A 20,751-nucleotide genomic window follows, 5' to 3' on the forward strand; every position below is an offset into this window, starting at 1 on the left:
GGCAGCAATTTTGTCGGTGAAAATCATGACATATGCTTGAGGCAGAGGGGTGTTCTGTATTAGAGACAGGGCACAGCATTACTGCTCTGCGGGCGCAGAGTGGTCTTTACCCTATGAACAGGGGTCAAGTTTTTTTGATTTCGCAGGGGCCTCAGGATGTTCAGTCCGATGGTCCAAACGGAGCTAGTCCAGGTTTGACCGAGGCCAATCAGAAACCCACTCCCACACTCTCCATCACCCCGAGCCGCTCCGGCATCGAGCGCCGCTATGGAGACTTCCCCAGCTTCCCCGCTGCCCTTGACTACGCAGCACAGGGGGCCAGTGGCTTCAATATCTATTCTGGACGGGGAACCCTGCTGGAAGTCCTCCCCTACAGCAAGCTGCGACAGCAGGCCCATGCCATGGCCCGCCGCCTGCTCGGCCTTGGACTGGAGCCGGGAGACAGGGTGGCCATTGTTGCGGAAAGTGACGGTGATTTCGCCCGCATTTTCTTCGGTTGCCAGTATGCCGGTCTCGTCCCCGCCCCCCTGCCCCTCCCTGTCGCTTTTGGTGGCAAGGAAGGGTACATCGAGACACTGCGTGGCATGATCACAAGTGCGGATGCCAGAGCCGTTGTCGTCCCCAAGGTCATCGGTGACTGGACAGCCGATATCGTCGCTGGTTTTTCCCTTCTCTTTGGCGGGTCCCCGGCTGAACTGACAGCCTGTGAGGAAAAGGATATTCCGCTGCCGGAAATCAGTGAGGATGCTCTCTCCTACCTCCAGTTTTCATCGGGCAGCACTCGCTTTCCCATGGGCATCAGTGTGACGCAGAAAGCCGGAATGGCCAATGCTCACGCCATTGCCCGTCATGGTCTCCAAGTCTATCCCAGCTCTGATGAGCGGGATGACCGTTGCGTCTCATGGCTGCCGCTTTATCATGACATGGGGCTTGTCGGTTTTTTCCTGACGCCCATGACCTGCCAGCTTTCTGTCGATCTCCTGCCCACACGGGAGTTTGCACGCCGTCCGCATATCTGGCTGGAGCTGATTGCCCGCAACAAGGCAACCATGTCCTACAGTCCTTCCTTTGGCTACGAGCTCTGCGCCCGCCGTGGCGCCCGGGAGGATATTGATCTTTCCTCATGGCGTGTGGCCGGTATCGGCGGTGACATGATCCGCCCGCACATCATCCACAATTTCGCCGAGACTTTTGCCAAACGTGGCTTTGATGAAAAGGCCTTCGTCGCCAGCTATGGCATGGCCGAAACAACTCTGGCCATCAGCTTTGCCCCGCTCAACACCGGGCTGCGTACAGATACGGTCGACCTCTCCATCATGGAACGGGAAGATTATGCGCAGCCGGCTGAGAAAGGTACCGATACGGCACGTGACTTCGTGCTGTGTGGCGTCTGCCTGCCCGGACATCAGATCGAAGTGCGTGACGGTTCCGGCAAAGCACTGAAGGAACGTCAAGTTGGCACCGTCCATGTCCGCGGCCCCAGCCTGATGAAAGGCTATTTCAACCGCCCGGACGAAACGGCAAAGGCCTTCTCCGGGGATGGGTGGCTGAATACTGGCGATATCGGCTACATGCTTGATAACCAGATCGTCATTACCGGGCGTGCCAAGGATCTCATCATCATCAATGCCCGAAACATCTGGCCGCAGGACCTGGAATGGGCCGCAGAGCATGAAGTCGACTCTCTCCGTTCCCGTGATGTCGCCGTCTTCTCGGTTGAAGATGGCCAGGGAGAGCGGGTTGTGGCGCTTGTCCAGTGTCGCTACACGGAAGAAGAACCCCGTAGCAGACTGAAAGAAGAACTGGTTGCCCTGTTCCGCCGTCTACATGGTATTGATGTGGATGTGGTACTGGTGCCGCCACGGTCTCTGCCCCAGACCTCATCGGGAAAGTTGACCCGGGCTCGTGCCAGGGCCATGTACCTCAACAAGGAATTCGCCTGAGAGCTGAAGAGGCCATTCCCAAATATGAGAAGGAAGGTCATGCTGGTCTTCCTTCTTCGCTTGGTCACAAAGGGACAAGACATGACAGACAGTGTTGCTGATATCTCTCACATGATTCTCCAGAAACTTCTGGAAAACCCGAAAGTGCCACGCGACATTTCCGAAGACAGTCGGATCGTGGAAGACTTGGCCTTCGACAGTCTCGCCGTCATGAATTTTGTGATGGAGATTGAGGATATGCTTGATGTCTCCGTCCCTCTCGACAAGCTTGCAGACATCCGTACCATAAAAGATCTCGCTTCCTGTCTGCATACCATCAAGGCAGAACAGGCATGAGCGCTGGCATTTTTGACAAATACGCCACTCTGAAGGGAAATTACGACTCCCTCATGGCTGCAAGCCCGAGGAATCCTTTTGGCGTCGTGATAGAGCGCCCTCTTTCCGCTACGGTCGGTATCATCGAGGGGCGGGAAACCCTTCTCTTCGGTACCAACAATTACCTTGGTCTCAGCCAATCCACCGCAGCACGGGATGCAGCCATCCATACGGCCAAAACCATGGGCGTGGGCACTACAGGCTCCCGCATTGCCAATGGTACGTTCGGACTGCATCAGCAGTTGGAAAAGGCTCTGACGTCCGTTTTCAGAAAAAAACACGCCATGGTGTTCTCGACAGGATACCAAGCCAATCTGGGGACGATTTCAGCCCTCGTGAACAAGGATGACATCCTTTTTCTCGATGCTGACAGCCATGCTTCCATCTATGATGGAGCCCGCCTTTCTGGGGCACAGGTCATCCGCTTCCGGCACAATGATCCGGCGGACCTGGAGAAGCGTGTCGCCAGAACAGCCAAAACGACCGGGGCCCGCCTGATCATCGCTGAAGGCATCTACTCCATGACGGGGAACATCGCTCCCCTCAAGGAGTTCGTCGAGGTCAAGAAGCGCCACAACATTCCCCTGATGGTAGATGAGGCCCATTCTTTTGGTGTGCTGGGCGAGCATGGCCGTGGCGTTGCAGAAATGCAGGGCTGTGAGGACGATATCGACTTTATCGTCGGAACGTTCTCCAAATCTCTCGGGACGGTCGGGGGATATTGCGTAACGGATCATGATGAAATTGATCTCATGCGCCTCTGCTCCCGCCCCTACATGTTCACAGCCTCGCTGCCACCTGAAATCATCGCAGCAACCCTGGCGGCTCTCGAGGAAATCCAGAACCGTCCTGATCTGCGCCAGAAACTGCAAGATAATGCGGCCCGACTGCATCAGGGATTCAAGTCTGTCGGACTGAACACGAGCAACTTCGTTTCCCCGGTCATTGCCGTCACGCTGGAAGATATTCCGCAGGCCATTACCTTCTGGAACGCACTCCTTGATGCCGGAGTCTATGTCAATCTCTCCCTGCCTCCGGCAACGCCGGACAACAGGCCGTTGCTGCGCTGCTCTGTCATGGCGGCACATTCTGCTGCCGAAATTGACCGGGCCGTAGAGACATTCGGCACCATCGCCAAGGAACTGAAGCTGGTCTGATCCCGCCCGACAGGCCGAAGCCCCCAAAGCAGGATCATGATTCCGCTTTGGGGGCTTTTCTTTTGATAAGCATCCCCATCAGGCCGTTGTCATGATCTCCCTGACCGGAGATGCCGGGCCCGCCAAAGAAAAAGCGGCAGGGTCCAAATAGGGTGCCTTTTCTCAAAAGCCGATACGTGGATCGTCTGTCCCGTGTGCCTCTGTATTTTCCACAGCAGGTAGCTCACCCCATCCCTGAACGTAAACGCTGCCTTGATGAGACGTGCCACGTTCAACGGCTTCCCAAAGGCTTTCACCCTTCCCCAGTCCCGTGTTGCCTTGTCTCTCGCTGAAGCCGTAAGCTGGGGAAGCAGAACGTCTCCCTGCGCAGCATAGCTCAGGGAGGCCTGCCTCCAGGCTGCTTTCAGCAGGATTTCGTATCGCTCTTCTCTTCCTGCCAGAAGGTTGTGGCTGCGTCCCTTCTTTTCCACACGCAGCTCGGCAGCGTAGGTATGGGCAAACAGATCGTGCCAGTATACGTCCGCCCTGCCCTGCTCAGGTCCCAGCAAGGCCGCCCAGCAGGATGCCGTAACCACACATTGGCTGATGGCCTGTAAAAGACGATCAGCACTTCCAGCATCACGTACCCAGACCAGACGCACCGGCTGGCAGAAGCGGGCCCATATGGTCGTATCCACTGTAAAAAGCGTACTGCGCCCGAGAAACTGCGCTATGGATAGAAAGGCAACTTTTGCCCGTATGGTCCGCCCCTCTACCTCATGTTCCATGTAATAGACATTGGGGGGAAGAAGACGATTGGCCATACGGGCCAAGGCATGTCCACCCAGACTTTCCGGCCGGTCTGTGATGACATAGAAATCAACGATCCCCTCGGGATCAACCTTGCGGAGAACCGATCCATAAAACAGGACACCGAGCGGCGGCCTGCGCAGCCGGCTGGCAACAGCCTCTGCAAACTGGGCGAGCTCTCCAGCTACGGGCGTTGTCAGCTCATTGATGAGCGTCTTCCTGATGATGTCAGACATGGACAAACCGAAAGGCCGGTCCTTCTTCCAGTTTCAGGCGGCCACCGGCAGAAACTGGAAAGACCTCACCATCCAGAACAAAATCACTGTCTGTTTCAAGCTGCATCGCCCGGGCAGTAGCGCTCGTGTAATCCTTGTGTGCCCGCAGCCATTCCGGTGCCCGCCCCCTCAGGAGGTTGAAACAGGCCTTCGGCAACGCCTCAGGAAACGCATGGACATCAAGAAAATGGAACCCGTCCCTACTGGTATCTTCATTCCAGAATGGCCAGATGCCATGAGACAGTTTTTCCAGCGCTGTCGTCATGAAAAGGAAGCTGCGCCCCTCCCTGCCTGGCACAGGCAATCCCGTTCCCTCTGCCGACCAGGAGAGCCTGTCCCCATTCATCCAGGAATGGCGGCTGCGACGGAAAAGAAGGCTCGCCATGCTGCTGAAGAGCGTAAAGAAAACAGCAAGATCATGCGGAGCAAATTTCAGGACATTCGGCGAATGAGCGATACGGACAGCTCTGGCATATCCCGTACAGCCACCAAACATGCCCAGTACCGAAGGCCGTTCTCCATCCGGCCAGGACAATCTTATGGGCGTCCTAATACAGCTTTTCAGCCCTTCAGGGCGCAACAGACGATCAATGGCGGCCTCGCCATGCAGGCCGAACCCGACATCACCGGCTATGAGATTGGTATTGCCGGAAGGCAGAATGGCCACGGACGGCAGGGGACAGTCATGATAGACAGAAGCAATCGCTGTCAGACAGGCACTGACCGTACCATCCCCCCCACTGATGGCAATCAGATCCACACCCCGGCTTTTCAGTTCAGTCAGATGCGCAGGGAGATGGCTGTCATTTAGAGCAGATACGCAGAAATCCCCCATTTTTTGCCGTGCCATTCGCACGAACTGCCCTTTGTCCTGAGCATTTTTGCGGCTGTTGGGGTTATGTATCAGGGCCGATTGTACGACATTCATCAATTTCTGCATCTATCCACCACGCATCCGCCCAGAAACATAAAAAAGCCAGGCTATTTCATACGCTGGCCGAACCCCTTTAACATGGCTATGCTAAGGGGGCCAGCAAGGAGTTTTTCTCCTGAGAGATCACCCGCCCCTTCATGGATATGGTGCAACAATGCTTTCCGACCCGTCCGCCACTGCATCTTCCCGGCGTGACCTTTCTGTCTGTCTGGCCCATATGTCAGACCCGCATCTGCCTCCCCCCACCATCGCATGGTCTGCCTTCCTCAACAAACGTCTGCTCAGCCGCATTCTCTGGGTCAGCAGACGGAAGCATGTCCTGCTGCCATCCGTCACAGCCGAGCTGCTCGAAAACATCGCCTCCCACAAGGAACTTTCTGCCCTGCTCATCAGCGGCGACATAACAAATTTCGGCACGAAGGAAGAATATCGTCAGGCGGCTGCCTGGCTGTCCACCTTGCCTCTCACTCCCGTCGTCGTACCAGGCAACCATGACTTCATGGCGCCCATTTCTTACAGGAACAGCCTGGCACAGTGGGAAACGTGGTCCGACAGTGCCTTTCCTTTTGTCCGTTTTTTCGGAAGGGTCGCCGTCATCGGGCTCAACTCCGCCCTGCCAACCCCTCCTTTTACCGCCTACGGACGCATCGACAGGAAACAGCGCCAAAAACTGGCAAGCCTGCTTGCGAAATTGGGTGAAGAAGGATACTGCCGGGTTGTCATGCTTCATCATCCCCCTCGCAAAAAGCTGCTGCCTTTCAGGAAATCCCTGATCAACACGCCAGCCCTGTCCAGCCTCCTGCGTCGCCATGGAGCAGACCTGGTCCTGCACGGACACTCTCACGATGCAACCATAACCACCGTCGAGGGGACAGACATACCCCTTCTGGGGGTCGGCGCTGCGGCCATGAACAGCCAGAATCCCGAGCGCAGGGCCTCATGGAACCATCTTACCTTTACCCCGCATGAAGAAGGATGGCAGATCAGGCTCATCCGCCGAGACCACACGGGGCACCCCTTTTCCCACATGGAATGGTTCTCCAGCATTTCGGCAAGGCAGCCTGCATGTTGATACGAAGTACCCTGCCAACACTGGATCGCTACCTGCTGAAGCAGCTGATTCCCCCCTTCACGATTGCATTGGGGACGATGCTTGTTGCCCTGCTGCTGGAGCGACTGCTGACGCTGTTCAACCATCTGGCCAGCAGCGGCAGCTCCATTGCCACACTGATCACGCTTCTCAGCGATCTCCTGCCCCATTATATGGGACTGGCGCTACCGGCTGCCCTCTGCATCGCAATCTTCATGACCGTCAACCGGATGAGCGATCACAACGAGATTGACGTGCTGTGTGCCGGCCATATTTCCCTGCTGCGCATCAGCCAGCCTTACATCAAGGTCGGGGCCATATTGGCCACCCTCAGCCTGCTCCTGTACGGCTACATTCAACCGATTGCCCGATATGACTACCGGGAAGGATTCTATTTCGCCAAACATACGGGCTGGGCACCCCACCTTCAGTCTGGCATGTTCGCCTCAACATCTTCCACCACCATGCTGACAGCAGACCGTGTCGACCATGGTGGGGCCCGTCTGAAAAACATCTTCATCCGCAATCTGAAGGATAATGGGAAAGCTGAGCTCATCACGGCTCCCAGAGGGCTGCTGACCATTTCTGAGCGGGACCAGGCCACCCAGCTCGACCTCTGGGATGGGCAGGTCATTCACGTTAACACACCAGATGTGCCTGACGACCATGCTACCGTTACCCATTTTGAACATATAGCCCGTGTCATCGAACGCAGCAAAAGCCGAAAAGCTTTTCGATCCCGTGGTGATGATGAACGGGAAATGACCACACCCGAGCTGTTCCAGGCCCTCCGCCACGGCTCCCCACGCATTTCCTACATCGTGCTCCGCTCCGAAATGGATTTCCGTCTGGCACGGGCCATCAGCATCATGTTCATTCCACTGCTTGCCATCGCTTTCGCCATCGGGCGCAAGCGTCGCCGATCCGTGGTCGGGCAGATCATGCTCGCCATCATTCTGGTCGGCTTCAATGAGGTTCTCCTTTTTGGGCACAGCATGGCCACAAATGGAAAAGCCTCCGTCTGGCTGACGATCTGGGTTCCCGAATTCCTCTTCTGCATTGGCTGCACAGCAGCCCTGCTGGCACGCTCCCAGGTCTCCTGGCGTCACAGAAAACCGGTACTCCTGAACAGGACGTCACCATGAGAGTCCTGCCCTCCAATCCCACCCTGCTTCAGGTCTTTCTCAAGCCGCTTCTGACAAAGATTCTCCTATGCTGTGGCGTGCTGACAGCCCTGCTCGAGATTCTTGCCCTGCTGGATGATGCCTCCACCATTCTGGACAGGCATCTGGGGATTAGTGGCCTGTTCCGATACATAGGCCTGCACCTGCCAACACTCATCGTTGAAATCATGCCCCTCTCGGTCATGATCGGGGGCCTGTTCACGCTGCTTCAGATGGCACTCTCCAGCGAGATTGCCGTGCTGCGGGCAGCCGGGCTCTCTACCCTCAACATGTTCCGCTACCTTCTGCCCATTCCACTCCTGCTTGGCGTCATCTGCATGGCCGTGCAACTATGGGTCATTCCCCCCTGTGAGCAGGAACTCAACCGCTGGTGGAACGAAGGCGCAACACAGGCCAATGCCACTGACGATCTACACAGCCTGTGGTTCCGCCTCGGAACAGACATCATCCATGTTGAAACCATCAGCCATGGTGGAAGAAACCTTTCCAAGGTCATCTTCTACCGTCGTCAGGCCGAGAACGGAAACCTGACCGCAGCCCAGTATTATGAAAATCTGGTCCATGAAGGAGGACACTGGGTCAACCATGGCATCGCCAGGCAGCTGACCGTTTCCAACGAACAGACACAGGTTCAGCTGAGCAGCGAACCGCCCCCTCCCACCCTGACGGCATCCCCGCAGGAGATCATCAACATGACATTGCAGGGCGTGTATTATACCCCGCATCAGTTCTGGAAAATTTTCTCGGGAAAAGTGCCATCCAATTTACCTAGGTCAAATTATCTGATGGCATTATATGCTACACTGATGCTGCCGGTGCAGATGGCGGTGATGCTTCTCATCACTCTGCCCATCACCTACATTCCGCCGCGTGCGGGATTGCGGAACCCGTTGCCGGTGTACGTGATGGCGGCTGGTCTGGGAGTGGTCATTCTACAGGGCATGATCTCGGCTCTGGGAAATTCAGGTTCCCTTCCCATATTAATCGCTATAAGTTCGGGCCAGATCGTGGCAGCCCTGTTTGGTCTGGCATGGATACTGCGGATGGAGGAAAAATGAGTACGTTCAAACAATTTTTCCAGGGCACGACTCTCATGCAGAAAGGCAGGAGTTATGATCTGGGAAAAATGAATCTTTCGCAGTTATGGGCGGCTTACCTTACCTATCCGACAATCCTGCTCTATTTTGCCCTGATTATCGGTACGGCCGTACTTAGCCTGTATCTGCGTCACAGCTGGTGGGGAGTCCTCATCCCCATTCCCGTCATTGTCGCTGTCTATCCGACAGCCTGGTACATCATCCACCGTTACATCCTGCACGGACGCTGGTTCTACCGGAACCCCATCACAGCCTCCATGTGGAAGCGTATCCATTTTGACCACCACCAGGATCCCCATCTGCTCGAAGTCCTGTTCGGCTCTCCTCTGAACACAGTTCCGACCATGATGGTCATCACCATGCCCATAGGCTGGCTGATTGGCGGCTGGGGTGGAGCTTTTTCAGCACTCTCCACAGCGCTGGTCATGACCTGCATCTATGAATTTTTCCACTGCATCCAGCATCTGGCCTACAAACCCCGCTGGCAGTGGGTGGTGTACATCAAGCAGCTCCATGTCCTGCACCATTTTCACGATGAAGATGGCAATTACGGCATCACCAACTATCTGCCAGATCGCCTGATGGGTACCTTTTACCGGGCCGCCAAGGAACGCCCCCGCAGCCCGTATGTCTTCAATCTGGGCTACACGGTCGAAGAGGCAGAGCGTTATCCTTGGGTCATGCGGCGGACAGGTGCCCCTCCCCGTGACCGGCCGGACCCTGCCCGTGCTCCCAAGAACGAAGAACTTTCCAAGAGCGCATGAACATTCCAGTCCTGATACTGGCCGGGTCGCGTGACGGCGAGCGTGACCCTCTGGCCCGCATGGGGCAGGTATCTCACAAAGCATTGCTACCCATTGCAAACAGCCCCATGATTGAGCGTGTTCTCCATACGCTTGAACAGGTTCCTGAAATCGGGCCAATATGGGTCAGTATCGAACAGCCCGGTCTATTGAGCCATTTGGGGGATCGCATCACTCTTTTGCGGTCTGCCCCCTCTCCAAGCGAAAGTGTTGCCCAGGCACTCGACGCCATCGGCACGCCCTGCCTCGTCACGACGGCAGACCATGCTCTGCTCCGCCCGGAGTGGGTCAGGGAATTCATCGAAAAGAGTCGGACAGCCAATGTCGACCTGACGGCCGGTGTCGCCTTGAAGGAGACAATCCTGCGGGACGTACCCCAGACCAAGCGGACCTACATCCGCTTGGCAGATATTCAGTTTTCAGGCTGCAATCTCTTCTGGCTGGCTACTCCACAGGCGAAAGCCGTAGTTGCGCTCTGGCAGCGTCTTCAGCGTTACCGGAAACAGCCTCTGCGCATGGCCATGATTCTGGGGCTGCCGACCATTCTGCGTACCCTTACGCGCACGCTCAGTTCCCACAGGCTTGAAGAACGCATACATGCCCTCACGGGCGCCAGAATACGACTTATCCCTCTCTCTGACGGCCGGGCTGCTGTCGATGTTGACAAACCCGCTGACGCAGCTCTCGCAGAGCAGTTGCTGAGTCACCCCTGACATTTCCCTTCATGCCGCCCCATTCTGACAACGGCATGAAGAGAAACACGATCTTACTTCAAAATCTGTCTCTTGATATTGAAGAGAAGAGGTCCCAGTCCGCGGCGTATTTTCTTGAAATCCGCCAGCGTTACATCTCCAGCGGCAGAAAGAGTATGCATGCCGTCTGGATAGTCCCTGATTTCCGGCAGATGCACTGGGACGGAATCTCCCCCGCAAATTGACGGCCTCCCCTTACCAAAGCCACTGATCCGAAGCAGACGGATGCCACCGCCGTATGTCTCCGAACAATCCTGCACTGGCAGGAACACTTCATCGCCCTCAACAAACGGCGTCCCTCCCGGACGGGCACCGCTGCGGTCAATCAGAAAATGCCCCATATCGCACCATGGGCCTGTCAGCTCTTCTGCAAGAGCAATGTGCAATGTGCTCTGCCGTGCCTGTTTAGGGGCAGGTGGTGTCCAGAACAGCCACCAGCGTCCAGCATAATGAAGTGGGGTGGCGTCAATCGCTCCAATGGGGAAGTCGAACATGGGCACACGCTGCCACTCATAGGGAAAGGATGTTGCCTTGTAGAGTGTCAGACGCCCGGACTTGTAGGCCTCCGGCAGCATGTAGGTCACTCCCTCGTGCCGGAACACATAGGGATAAGAGAGATGCCAATCCTCACTCAGGACACAGCGACGCTCCTGCAGGGCGAAGGACTCATCGTAAATGAGAACCTCAATGACACCCTTGGCCTGACTGTAATCATAATACTCAGCAAAAACATGCAAGCGTCCCCCGTCCCACAGACCAAAAGGATCTGCAAGAAACCCATCCTTTCCACAGGACGGCAGGAACGTCATGTCTATGTCGTCCAGACTGTTCTGCCGGATAACCTGCTCAAAAGGAGCATGAAGAATGGCCGAACGCCAATAGTCCATTTTAAACAGCTTCATCTCTTATCATCCTACGGATACATGCTCATAAAATCATCTTCCACCATACAGAGCTGCCCTCTCCAGTGGAAGAGCTACTGTTCCTCTGGAATGGCTGACAGCCGGAGCATCTTCCTGTACTTTTCTGCCCCGGACACGTCGCAGCTGCCATATTCAAGGATTCATGAATGCCCATCACATACGATACGGATACCGCCATCGACATCCGCTTTCATGCGGCCTGTTCCATCATCAAGGAAGCTGCGGCCCTTGCCCTGAACATGCAGCCTGCCCCCGGTAAGCCAGCCGCTGATCTCAAGGGCCATCAGGACTACGTGACTGAAGCAGACAGGACCGTGGAACAGTTTGTCACGGCCCGTCTGGGAGCCCTCTTCCCCGAGGATGCCTTTCTGGGAGAAGAGCATGGCGGCAGCTCATCCGGGCTCTTCCGATGGGTCATAGACCCTATTGATGGCACATCCAATTATGCCAGAGGCCGTAATCGCTGGTGCATTTCTCTAGGCCTCATGCACCGGAATGTCCCGGTGGCAGGTATCATAGAAGCTCCAGCCATCCGGGAAAGCTTTACGGCAAGAAAGGGAAAAGGCGCCTTCCTCAATGGAGCCCCCATCAAGGCATCAACAACCGACAAGATGAATGAAGCCATGGTGGAAATTGGCTGGTCACCCTACGTCCCCGAAGGCTGGTACCCCGAAAAGATGCAGGCCCTTTTGCACAAGGGGGTCATGCCACGGTCGCTGGGGTCTGGCGCCCTCGCTCTGGCTGACGTTGCCTGTGGTCGCTCGGATGGTTATCACGAATACGTCATCTTCCTCTGGGATGTTGCTGCGGCCTTGGTCCTTCTTGATGAAGCTGGAGCCCGCGTGTCACCTTTCCTGAAAATGGGCGGCCTGACGCAGCGTACGACCATCCTCGCCTGTGCCCCGCTGGTTGCGGCAACCCTCTCGAAGACACTAGGCGTTACACTAGATTAAGTTTATAGTTCCAACGTGCATCCGTTTTCAGCCTACAGAGAGGTTTCCGATGTCCAAGTCATTTTCCTACATCTCACGGACTGTTTCCATTGCTGCGGGTGTTGGCATGCTCGCCATGAGCGCCTGCGCCGGTGACGCAGCCGCTGCCAAGATTTCCAAACAGCAGGTTCTCGTAAACAAGGCTACATTCGCCGTGCAGTCCGCTCTGCTTGACTCCAAAGTCAAGGAAAAGACGGCCCATGTACTTGGCGAGACAAAAGCCGTCGTGATCTGTCCCGACGTCACGAAGATGTCTCTCATCGTTGGTGGTACCGGTGGGCGTTGCGTCCTGCTGGCCCGTGGTGCCAACAATTCCTGGTCTGACCCGGCTTTCTATAACCTGAGCGCAGGCTCCTTTGGTCTTCAGGCTGGTTATCAGCACAGCCAGCTTTTCTTCTTCATCACGTCCCAGAAAGCACTCCTGAACCTGATGGATCACGAGTTCAGCTTTGACGCCAGTGCCGATGCTGCTTTTGGCAATGACAGCAGCAGCACACAGAACACCCCCAAGGAAGTCTATGCCATGCAGAAGATGAAGGGGGTTTTTGCTGGTGTGTCCCTCGGCAGCAGCAAGCTGAAACCCGATAGTGAGGCGAACCGTTCCTATTACCATCAGGTCGTCGGGCCGGAAGACATCGTCGTGCGGATGCAGGTCAACAACAAGTCAGCCGATGCGCTGCGTCGTGTCGTCATGAAGGCCTTCAACCAGTAAGATTGAGGCAGATCATACGGTCTTCTCACAGATGGGGCATTATCCAGAAGTGGATAATGCCCCTTCTTCTTTTCAGGTATCCCGCTGCACAGGAAAAATTACTGGGCTGCCGCTTTTTTCATACGGCGATAGGCACGGACGTTATCCGTCTGTTCGGCAAGGGTATGGGCAAAATTATGCCCCCCATGTCCTGTTGCGACAAAATACAGCGCATTACCCGAAGCGGGATGAGCTGCTGCCTCCAACGACTCACGACCAGGCGAACAGATAGGCCCCGGAGGCAGACCCGGATGAAGATAACTGTTGTAGGGGCTTTCTGTCTGCAGGTCCTCATGCGTCAAGGGGCGAGGCAGCACCCCATCTCCATCGCTCAACCCATAAATGACAGTCGGATCTGTCTGAAGCTTCATTCCCTGTTTCAGACGGTTCAGGAAGACCCGGGCGATCTGTGGTCTCTCCTCTGCCAAAGACGTCTCCCTTTCCACGAGCGAAGCCAGAATCAGCAGCTGTTCTGGTGTGGTTATGACACCCTGCAAGGCTGCTTGATCCCGCTGATCCCAGATCGCCTGAAGCGTCTTACCCATCAATTCTGTCATGTGATGCAGAAGTGCCTGTCGCTCCATGCCCCAGACATAAAAGAACGTCTGAGGTGCCACCTGCCCCTCCCCTATGGTGGGAAGGTCTCCTTGCAACGCAGGTGCCTGCATCAGTAATGTCCTGATGCGCTTTGCTGTCAGGCCCTCCGCTACGGTCAAACTGTGCGTGACAGGATGCCCATGACGGAGAATCTCAAGACTGTGAGCCATGGACACCCGCTCTGGAAACTTCAGTTCCGCTGCATGAATCGCTCCCTGTGAGCGGGTGGCATACATGGCTACCTTGAAGAACAGGGAAGACACACCACCCCGTGCCAGAATCCCATTTTCCTGAAGGGCTTCAATGACCCGACCAGTGCCACCCTTTGGGATGACAACCACACGCTCTGTCTGTAAAGGCCCCGGGTCTGTGTAATGGCCATACCCGGCGAAAACGGTTCCACCAGCAGCGGCCAGCAGCAAAGCAAAGACCCGTCCTTTTGTCAGGAGACGGAAACGCTTCCTGGCCCTGCTTCCACTCTCTTCTTCAGGCCCCTGTTTTCTGGAAGTGTCTGATGCAGGTTCCTGTGCCATCGTTTCAGTCTCCAGCGTCGAAAATCTGCATCAGACAGTCAGATCAGCCCCTGAACCGCTTCAGAACAAGGCTGGCGTTGGTCCCACCAAAGCCAAAGCTGTTGGAAAGAGCAACATCCACCTGCTGCTCTTTCGCCTTGTGAGGGATACGGTCCATGGCGCTCTCACTGGACGGCTCATCCAGATTGAGCGTAGGAGGCAGGATACCATCACGCATGGCCTGAAGGCAGAAAATGGCCTCCACGGCGCCAGCGGCACCCAGCAGATGCCCGATCGCCGACTTTGTGGACGACATGCTCGTACCAGCAGCTGCATCACCAAACAGGCGCTCTACAGCCCCGAGTTCCAGATCATCCGCCATTGTGGAGGTCCCATGAGCATTGACATAGCCAATCTCGGCAGGGCTGACCCGGGCATCCTTCAGGGCAGCCTGCATGGCACGGAAGGCCCCTTCATGATTCTCCGCCGGAGCGGTGATGTGATAGGCATCCCCCGAAAGACCATACCCAACGACTTCGCCATAAATCTTGGCACCACGACGCTTTGCATGTTCGTACTCTTCCAGCACGACCACGCCGGCACCCTCACCCATGACAAACCCGTCACGCTGCCTGTCCCACGGGCGGGATGCTGTTGTCGGACTGTCATTGAAACTGGTCGAAAGGGCGCGGGCTGAACAGAAACCGGCAATACCGAGCTCGCAGATGGCCGACTCTGCGCCACCAGCAACCATTACCTTCGCATCGCCATGCTGGATCAGACGGGACGCATCACCGATCGCATGGGTACCGGACGCACAAGCGGTCACCACGGCATGATTCGGCCCCTTGAAACCATAACGGATGGACAAATGCCCCGCCGTGAGATTGATCAGCGATGAAGGAATGAAGAAAGGAGAAAGACGACGTGCCTTGCCTGCTGCCACAGCCAGCGAGTTGTCGTAGATCGTTTTCAGGCCGCCAATGCCAGAACCGATCATGACACCTGTTGCACAACGATCTTCCTCTGATTCCGGCTTCCAGCCTGAATCTTCCACAGCCTGGATACCCGCTGCCAGACCAAGATGGATGAACCGGTCCATCTTTTTCTGTTCCTTGACAGGCACCCAGTCGGAAAGGGTAAGTCCACCCTCTTCCGTTGGTCCGGCTGGAACTTCGCCTGCAATTCTCGCCGGAAGATCAGAAGCATCAAACTGTGTGATCGGACCAATGCCGGATTGAGAGTTGATAAGGCGCTTCCATGTCAGTTCTGCACCAACAGCCAACGGGCTGACTACGCCTATTCCCGTAACGACCACACGTTTTCTGTCCGTTCCAGAGCCGCTCATCGCCGCCTTACCTCACAATTCGTAAATACGCATAAAGCGAAACGGACTTGCTCCGCTTCGCTCTTTCAGAACGGAGCGGACTGATCCCCGACCAGCCCGTCCCGTCATCCAATCCCTACACCGGGAATCAGGCAGCTTTCTGCTTGGTGATATACTCGATGGCATCATTCACAGTAGCAATCTTCTCGGCGGCATCTTCCGGAATCTCGACGGAGAATGCTTCCTCGAAAGCCATGACCAGCTCGACCGTGTCCAGACTGTCAGCGCCCAGATCGTCGATGAAGGAAGCATCCGGCTTCACCTGGCTTTCTTCGACGCCCAAATGCTCGACGACGATCTTCTTCACCTTGTCAGCGATTTCGTTGCTCATCTGCCTTAAATCCTTGCTACCCCTACCGGGTGTTTCTAAGAAAAAAACCTGCCTGCCTGTCAGCTTCGGGACATCGGAATGCCCGGCAATGAAGCCATACTCTGAGCCTTTGCCAGGCCAAGCAGGCCGCGCTTAGCATGTTTTCCTGCAAACGCCAACTTTTTCAGACCATGGCCATCCCACCATTAACATGAAGCGTCGTGCCCGTCACCCATGCGGCCTCGTCCGAAGCAAGATAGACAACGGCTGCAGCAACATCCTCCGGGCGCCCCATACGGCCAAGCGGAATGTTACCCAGCAGCTTCTCCCGTACAGCTTCCGGCAGAACATCGGTCATCGCAGTCTCCACGAAGCCCGGTGCCACAACATTGACCGTCACACCACGGCGGCCTGCTTCCTGGGCCAGAGACTTGCTCATGCCCACCAGACCGGCCTTTGCAGCTGCATAATTGGCCTGCCCCGGATTGCCCGTTGTCCCCACAATGGAAGAAATGGAGATGATACGCCCGGTACGGCGCCGCTGCATCCCTTTCAGCGCAGCACGGGCCAGACGGAACGGACTTTCCAGATCGACTTTGAGCACCTGTGCCCAATCATCATCCTTCATCCGCACGGCCAACGTATCCCGTGTCAGCCCCGCATTGTTGACAAGAATATCCAGAGGCTGCCCTGCCACTTCCTCTGCACGGGCCACCAGAGCATCGGCCTGTGCATCATCCGACAGATTGGCCGTGACGACATGCACACGCTCACCACCCAGAGCCGCTGCCATATCCTGGAGGGCTCCCTCCCGTGTTCCGCTCAGCACGACAGTCGCACCACACTCATGCAGCTGACGGGCAATGGCCGCACCAATACCACCAGAAGCGCCGGTCACCAGAGCCAGCTTACCAGAAAGAGAAAACATCAGGACTACCCCCTTACAGGCTTTTCAGCATTGTTTCGATCTCTGCTGGAGTTCCAGCATGATCAGCCGCCAGATCAGGCACGATGCGACGCGCCAGCCCTGTCAGCACCTTCCCGGCACCCAGCTCATGCTGGCAGGTAACATCCTTGCCCGGCATGGAAAGTACAGTCTCCCGCCAGCGCACACGCCCGGTGATCTGCTGGCCCAGCAAGGTACGGATGTCATCAGGCTGAGAGACTGGTTCTGCCGTCACGTTGGCAATGACAGGAATGGCGGCAGGCCGGAACGCTGCCCCTGCCAGAGCCTCTTCCATCTCGGCGGCAGCCGGTGCCATCAGAGAAGAATGGAACGGGGCTGATACGGGCAGCTTCACCACACGGCGGATGCCTCTGTCCTTTGCCGCTGCCATGGCACGGTCCACCGCTGCCATATGCCCCGAAATGACGATCTGCCCACCACCATTGTCATTGGCGATTTCCAGAACATCACCTTCCGCACAGTCTGCACAGATCTCCTGCGCCACATCCGGCTCAACACCCAGAATGGCCGCCATGCCTCCCTGCCCTGCAGGCACGGCACGCTGCATCGCCTGGCCCCGCAGGCGGAGAAGGCGGGCACCCTCGGCAATCCCCATGACACCAGCTGCTGTCAGGGCAGCATATTCTCCCAGGGAATGGCCTGCCAGAAGCGTGGCTTTCTCTTTCAGGGCAAAGCCCCCTTCATGTTCCAGCACCCGCACGGTCGCCATGGAAACTGCAAAAAGAGCCGGCTGGGTGTTCTCCGTTGCCGTCAGCTCGGCGGGATCCCCCTCAAAAATCAGCCGGGAAAGATTGGCCCCAAGAGCTTCATCCACCTCTTCAAACACGGCACGGGCAACAGGGAATGCCTTGTACAACTCCAGCCCCATCCCGACAGACTGGCTGCCCTGACCAGGAAACACAAACGCATGACGAGCCATGCAAACACCTCCAGCTTTCAGTTTATCAACGGTGATGACAAAAGAACGTCAGCGGGGAATCAACCGCCCGCGCTGCCATGATTCCGCAGCGTCTCCGGGGCCCATTCCATCAATGCTTACGGCGTAGTCAAGAGCGCTCATAACCTTGTTGCTCAGCATCATGATGGACAGCTCATCCAGCATGTCTTCATCCACCTCCGCACGAAGCCCCTTGCGCAGAACAAGCCGGGCCGTCTGCACCTCGCCAGCAAGCAGGTCTCCATCAGGAAGACCCTCCAGCATCTCGACATGGAAAACGGCATGAGGCTGCCAGACAGCGACCAGAGGACAATCCCCTGCCTCTTCCACCTGCTTCAACCGCGGGAAGACCTCTTCCGGCGCAACAACTTCAAGAGGGAGCTCCTTGAGGGCAGGACGCTGCTCAAAAGCTTTCTCCACAAACGGGCGTGCCTCGGCCGTGGTAAGAAGGGAGGTAAAGTCTGCAGCCTTCCAGCCAGCACCCTTCCCTGATTTTTTAAGGGCGGAAAACTGAAGTTCAGGATGATACAGGCTACCAATGGCTTCATGCCCATGAGACAGAATGACCTCATCCTGCGGGAACCATGCCGACACGAGAATATCGACCTCGCCATCGTCCAAAGCCTGTAAACGTTCATCCCGGCTCAGATCAGCATAGGCGACTTCCTCACCATTCGCCTCGATGACACGGGCCACGCCACTGGCACAGGCGGCATGCAACGCCGTGTAAAGATGACCAATAGTGAGATATGACATGAAACAGCCCCGCATGATGAAGAAACAGACCCGGGATAGCCATAGCCCGGCCGTTTGTGAAGCCCCGCCCCCATTTTTCCCTCAGGCAGGGGCTGGCTTCGCAGGACGATGGTCTGCTCCTGTTACCATATCTTGACCCGCTGCTCCGGCGGCAGATACAGCCTGTCTCCCGCTTTCACACCGAACACCTGATACCAGAGATCGATATTGTGAACCGGCATGTTCACCCGGCTGGCAGCTGGAGCATGCTCGTTGGAAAGAACCTGCCGTTTCAGGGCATCTGGCCTGTCCTTCTCACGCCAGACCTGCGCCCAGCCAAGAAACACTCTCTGGTCTCCCGTCCAGCCATGAAGAGGTGCCTCCGTCCGACCATGAAGGCTGTCATGATAGGCCTGCACCGCCAGATTCAGCCCCCCAAGGTCAGCAATATTCTCCCCCATGGTCATCCTGCCATTCACATGCAGGCCGGGAAAAACTTCCTCGGCATCATACTGGGCCCCGAGTCTTTTCGCTCTTTCCTCAAAAGCCTGGGAAGACCGGCTGCTCCACCAGTCATGCAGGCGACCATGCTCATCATAATGACGGCCCTGATCATCAAAACCATGGCTCATCTCATGACCAATGACCCCGCCAATGCCGCCATAATTGACGGCCATATCACCCGTGGGGTCAAAGAATGGCGGCTGGAGAATGGCCGCAGGGAAAACGATCTCGTTCTTTACCGGGTCATTATAGGCATTCACTGTCTGAGGCGTCATGTCCCATTCGTCCCGGTCCACGGGACGGTCGAGCTGGTCCAGACGATGATGCCAGTTGAAAGCGATGCCACGTGAGGCATTGCCATAGACATCGCCCGGGCGAATATCCAGTGCGGAGTAATCCCACCATTTGTGGGGATAGCCCACCTGCATGGCAAAATGATCCAGCTTGACGAGCGCCGCCTGACGGGTCGGAGCATCCATCCATTCATTATGCTCCAGCCGCCAGCGGAAGGCCTTCTTCAGCTCCTGGACCAGCCCGGTGATCCGATCCTTCGCCTCAGGCGGGAAATAATGTTCTACATAGAGGCGCCCCAGCGCCCAGCCCATGGCCGTATTCGTAGCACGGACAGCACGCTTCCAGCGGTCGGGCTGGCGCTTCATGCCCATCAGAATCCGACCATTGAAATCAAAAGACGCATCTGAAAACTCACGAGAGAGATATGGCGCTGCATTGTCGGCCAGATGAAAAGACAGCCAGGCCTTGACCGTCCTCCTGTCAGCCCCGGCAATGATCCGGGCCATCTCCGCAATGGATTCCGGTTCACGCACATCGATCACACGCTCCATCAGACCTGCCTCTGGCACCCCCATGGTCCGCAGGTAAGTGACCCAATCCACATCGGGCGCCAGACCAACCAGCTCTTTTACCATCATCGGATTGAACATCTTCACGGGGTCCCGTGTCTGATCACGGGGAGTTTCCACCTTCGCCAGTGCCGTTTCCAGAGCCACAACAGCTGAGGCGTCATTGTCCGGATCAGGCCAGTCCAGCAGTTCCAACATTCTGGCAACATGAGCCCGGTAGGCATTTTTCTGCGGGGCCAGGGCAGGATTGCTGTAATAGCTGATGTCAGGCAGCCCAAGACCCCCACTGATGCCAATACTCATGCCCTGATCCAGCATCAGCATGTACTGTGTCGGATCCTTCTGGTTCTGTTCAATATCCAGAGCAAAAGGGCTGTACATGAGGGAGCTGGCCGAAAGACCGAACAGACGGGCCAAGGATGCCCTGTCATTCATGTCCCGTATCTGGCCCAGCTCCACCTCAAGCGGATCGCCACCTTTGGCATCAACAGTCTTCTGATCGAGAAAGCTGCTATAAAAGGTTGCCAGCTTGCTGCGTTCGTCTCCCACCTCCGCATACGGTAGCAAGGCCTCCAGAAGCGCTTTCTGCCTTACCTGAGACAGTTCAGCGAGAATATGGAAAGGCCCGTAACTGCTCATGTCGTCAGGAATCTTCAGCTGACCGATATAATGGCCGTTGGCATAGGTAAAGAAATCCTGCCCTGGCGGAGTGGCCGGATCCATTCCTGCCTGATCAAACCCCCAGCCATTCCTGTAGGCCTGAGGCGTCTGGGTCTGTGCGTGGCCAGCTGCCCCTGCGGCAAGCCCGGCCCCGATCACCATGAGCATGCTGCACTGTTTCAGGACGGTACGGAATGATGGAATTTTCATGAAA

General features: G+C 56.4%; 20 protein-coding genes. 10 read left to right on the forward strand and 10 right to left on the reverse strand.

All coding sequences use genetic code 11. From position 1 onward, the window contains the following. Window positions 1-194 precede the first annotated feature (194 nt). From DTJ15_RS04185 to spt, 3 genes are all read left to right on the forward strand, one after another. Window positions 195-1,943 (forward strand): fatty acyl-AMP ligase, encoded by a 1,749-nt coding sequence (locus tag DTJ15_RS04185; RefSeq protein ID WP_043560091.1) that lies wholly within the window; start codon window positions 195-197, stop codon window positions 1,941-1,943. Window positions 1,944-2,024: 81 nt separating this feature from the next. Then, window positions 2,025-2,279, forward strand: a complete 255-nt coding sequence (locus DTJ15_RS04190; RefSeq protein ID WP_043561221.1) for an acyl carrier protein — start codon at window positions 2,025-2,027, stop codon at window positions 2,277-2,279. Beyond that, window positions 2,276-3,475, forward strand: coding sequence for a serine palmitoyltransferase (gene spt / locus DTJ15_RS04195; protein ID WP_043560089.1), 1,200 nt, complete (start codon window positions 2,276-2,278; stop codon window positions 3,473-3,475). Before DTJ15_RS04190 ends, spt begins: the two co-directional genes overlap by 4 nt. Before the next feature lie 89 nt (window positions 3,476-3,564). Here the strand turns inward: spt and DTJ15_RS04200 are convergent, their stop codons facing one another. Further along, window positions 3,565-4,500, reverse strand: a complete 936-nt coding sequence (locus DTJ15_RS04200) for a hypothetical protein (RefSeq protein WP_081563169.1) — start codon at window positions 4,498-4,500, stop codon at window positions 3,565-3,567. Further along, window positions 4,493-5,479, reverse strand: a complete 987-nt coding sequence (locus DTJ15_RS04205; protein ID WP_248460666.1) for a diacylglycerol kinase family protein — start codon at window positions 5,477-5,479, stop codon at window positions 4,493-4,495. Before DTJ15_RS04205 ends, DTJ15_RS04200 begins: the two co-directional genes overlap by 8 nt. 148 nt (window positions 5,480-5,627) lie before the next feature. Here DTJ15_RS04205 and DTJ15_RS04210 point away from each other — a divergent pair, with 148 nt between their 5' ends. The 5 genes from DTJ15_RS04210 to DTJ15_RS04230 are packed head-to-tail and all read left to right on the forward strand — an operon-like array spanning window position 5,628 to window position 10,360. After that, the gene (locus DTJ15_RS04210; protein ID WP_052349057.1) at window positions 5,628-6,545 is read left to right on the forward strand and encodes a metallophosphoesterase; all 918 of its coding nucleotides are present in this window, start codon (window positions 5,628-5,630) and stop codon (window positions 6,543-6,545) included. After that, window positions 6,539-7,708, forward strand: a complete 1,170-nt coding sequence (locus tag DTJ15_RS04215) for an LptF/LptG family permease (RefSeq protein ID WP_081563172.1) — start codon at window positions 6,539-6,541, stop codon at window positions 7,706-7,708. Before DTJ15_RS04210 ends, DTJ15_RS04215 begins: the two co-directional genes overlap by 7 nt. Beyond that, window positions 7,705-8,805: an LptF/LptG family permease gene (locus tag DTJ15_RS04220; RefSeq protein ID WP_052349056.1), complete on the forward strand. Its 1,101-nt coding sequence runs from the start codon at window positions 7,705-7,707 to the stop codon at window positions 8,803-8,805. Before DTJ15_RS04215 ends, DTJ15_RS04220 begins: the two co-directional genes overlap by 4 nt. Then, a complete protein-coding gene (locus tag DTJ15_RS04225; protein ID WP_154981432.1) occupies window positions 8,802-9,608 on the forward strand; it encodes a sterol desaturase family protein in 807 nt (268 codons plus the stop codon). The genes DTJ15_RS04220 and DTJ15_RS04225 overlap by 4 nt, the downstream gene beginning before the upstream one ends. Continuing rightward, the gene (locus tag DTJ15_RS04230) at window positions 9,605-10,360 is read left to right on the forward strand and encodes a nucleotidyltransferase family protein (protein ID WP_154981431.1); all 756 of its coding nucleotides are present in this window, start codon (window positions 9,605-9,607) and stop codon (window positions 10,358-10,360) included. The genes DTJ15_RS04225 and DTJ15_RS04230 overlap by 4 nt, the downstream gene beginning before the upstream one ends. Before the next feature lie 53 nt (window positions 10,361-10,413). On the opposite strand, the gene DTJ15_RS04235 is transcribed toward DTJ15_RS04230, so the two are convergent. Then, window positions 10,414-11,301 (reverse strand): hypothetical protein, encoded by an 888-nt coding sequence (locus tag DTJ15_RS04235; RefSeq protein ID WP_043560078.1) that lies wholly within the window; start codon window positions 11,299-11,301, stop codon window positions 10,414-10,416. A gap of 167 nt (window positions 11,302-11,468) precedes the next feature. Here DTJ15_RS04235 and DTJ15_RS04240 point away from each other — a divergent pair, with 167 nt between their 5' ends. Both DTJ15_RS04240 and DTJ15_RS04245 read left to right on the forward strand, forming a co-directional pair. Then, window positions 11,469-12,275 (forward strand): inositol monophosphatase family protein, encoded by an 807-nt coding sequence (locus DTJ15_RS04240; protein ID WP_043560076.1) that lies wholly within the window; start codon window positions 11,469-11,471, stop codon window positions 12,273-12,275. 49 nt (window positions 12,276-12,324) lie between these two features. Further along, window positions 12,325-13,026: a lipid-binding SYLF domain-containing protein gene (locus DTJ15_RS04245; RefSeq protein WP_052349055.1), complete on the forward strand. Its 702-nt coding sequence runs from the start codon at window positions 12,325-12,327 to the stop codon at window positions 13,024-13,026. Window positions 13,027-13,124: 98 nt separating this feature from the next. Here DTJ15_RS04245 and mltG read toward each other — a convergent pair whose 3' ends face one another. From mltG to DTJ15_RS04280, 7 genes are all read right to left on the reverse strand, one after another. Next, on the reverse strand, window positions 13,125-14,195 hold the full coding sequence (gene mltG, locus DTJ15_RS04250) for an endolytic transglycosylase MltG (protein WP_043560075.1): 1,071 nt from the start codon (window positions 14,193-14,195) through the stop codon (window positions 13,125-13,127). 43 nt (window positions 14,196-14,238) lie between these two features. After that, window positions 14,239-15,522 (reverse strand): beta-ketoacyl-ACP synthase II, encoded by a 1,284-nt coding sequence (fabF, locus tag DTJ15_RS04255; RefSeq protein ID WP_043560074.1) that lies wholly within the window; start codon window positions 15,520-15,522, stop codon window positions 14,239-14,241. 127 nt (window positions 15,523-15,649) lie between these two features. Beyond that, the gene (locus DTJ15_RS04260) at window positions 15,650-15,892 is read right to left on the reverse strand and encodes an acyl carrier protein (protein ID WP_043560073.1); all 243 of its coding nucleotides are present in this window, start codon (window positions 15,890-15,892) and stop codon (window positions 15,650-15,652) included. A 163-nt stretch (window positions 15,893-16,055) separates the two neighbouring features. Further along, window positions 16,056-16,799: a 3-oxoacyl-[acyl-carrier-protein] reductase gene (gene fabG / locus DTJ15_RS04265; protein WP_249109498.1), complete on the reverse strand. Its 744-nt coding sequence runs from the start codon at window positions 16,797-16,799 to the stop codon at window positions 16,056-16,058. Window positions 16,800-16,812: 13 nt separating this feature from the next. Then, window positions 16,813-17,757, reverse strand: coding sequence for an ACP S-malonyltransferase (gene fabD, locus DTJ15_RS04270; RefSeq protein WP_043560071.1), 945 nt, complete (start codon window positions 17,755-17,757; stop codon window positions 16,813-16,815). Window positions 17,758-17,805: 48 nt separating this feature from the next. Then, window positions 17,806-18,531, reverse strand: coding sequence for a glycine betaine ABC transporter substrate-binding protein (locus DTJ15_RS04275; protein WP_154981430.1), 726 nt, complete (start codon window positions 18,529-18,531; stop codon window positions 17,806-17,808). Between the two features lie 122 nt (window positions 18,532-18,653). Continuing rightward, entirely contained in the window at window positions 18,654-20,747 is a 2,094-nt protein-coding gene (locus DTJ15_RS04280) for a M13 family metallopeptidase (protein ID WP_249109500.1), read from the reverse strand. Window positions 20,748-20,751: the final 4 nt, after the last annotated feature.

The organism is Parasaccharibacter sp. TMW 2.1891, assembly GCF_023337675.1.
In the GTDB taxonomy this organism is placed as follows: Bacteria; Pseudomonadota; Alphaproteobacteria; order Acetobacterales; family Acetobacteraceae; genus Bombella; species Bombella apis.

Bases quoted from the DNA above. Each gene is read 5' to 3' on its own strand.
- DTJ15_RS04190 (WP_043561221.1), top strand. From the start codon at position 2,025: ATGACAGACAGTGTTGCTGATATCTCTCACATGATTCTCCAGAAACTT.
- spt (WP_043560089.1), top strand. From the start codon at position 2,276: ATGAGCGCTGGCATTTTTGACAAATACGCCACTCTGAAGGGAAATTAC.
- DTJ15_RS04200 (WP_081563169.1), bottom strand. From the start codon at position 4,500: ATGTCTGACATCATCAGGAAGACGCTCATCAATGAGCTGACAACGCCC.
- DTJ15_RS04205 (WP_248460666.1), bottom strand. From the start codon at position 5,479: ATGCAGAAATTGATGAATGTCGTACAATCGGCCCTGATACATAACCCC.
- DTJ15_RS04210 (WP_052349057.1), top strand. From the start codon at position 5,628: ATGCTTTCCGACCCGTCCGCCACTGCATCTTCCCGGCGTGACCTTTCT.
- DTJ15_RS04215 (WP_081563172.1), top strand. From the start codon at position 6,539: ATGTTGATACGAAGTACCCTGCCAACACTGGATCGCTACCTGCTGAAG.
- DTJ15_RS04220 (WP_052349056.1), top strand. From the start codon at position 7,705: ATGAGAGTCCTGCCCTCCAATCCCACCCTGCTTCAGGTCTTTCTCAAG.
- DTJ15_RS04225 (WP_154981432.1), top strand. From the start codon at position 8,802: ATGAGTACGTTCAAACAATTTTTCCAGGGCACGACTCTCATGCAGAAA.
- DTJ15_RS04230 (WP_154981431.1), top strand. From the start codon at position 9,605: ATGAACATTCCAGTCCTGATACTGGCCGGGTCGCGTGACGGCGAGCGT.
- DTJ15_RS04235 (WP_043560078.1), bottom strand. From the start codon at position 11,301: ATGAAGCTGTTTAAAATGGACTATTGGCGTTCGGCCATTCTTCATGCT.
- DTJ15_RS04240 (WP_043560076.1), top strand. From the start codon at position 11,469: ATGCCCATCACATACGATACGGATACCGCCATCGACATCCGCTTTCAT.
- DTJ15_RS04245 (WP_052349055.1), top strand. From the start codon at position 12,325: ATGTCCAAGTCATTTTCCTACATCTCACGGACTGTTTCCATTGCTGCG.
- mltG (WP_043560075.1), bottom strand. From the start codon at position 14,195: ATGGCACAGGAACCTGCATCAGACACTTCCAGAAAACAGGGGCCTGAA.
- fabF (WP_043560074.1), bottom strand. From the start codon at position 15,522: ATGAGCGGCTCTGGAACGGACAGAAAACGTGTGGTCGTTACGGGAATA.
- DTJ15_RS04260 (WP_043560073.1), bottom strand. From the start codon at position 15,892: ATGAGCAACGAAATCGCTGACAAGGTGAAGAAGATCGTCGTCGAGCAT.
- fabG (WP_249109498.1), bottom strand. From the start codon at position 16,799: ATGTTTTCTCTTTCTGGTAAGCTGGCTCTGGTGACCGGCGCTTCTGGT.
- fabD (WP_043560071.1), bottom strand. From the start codon at position 17,757: ATGGCTCGTCATGCGTTTGTGTTTCCTGGTCAGGGCAGCCAGTCTGTC.
- DTJ15_RS04275 (WP_154981430.1), bottom strand. From the start codon at position 18,531: ATGTCATATCTCACTATTGGTCATCTTTACACGGCGTTGCATGCCGCC.
- DTJ15_RS04280 (WP_249109500.1), bottom strand. From the start codon at position 20,747: ATGAAAATTCCATCATTCCGTACCGTCCTGAAACAGTGCAGCATGCTC.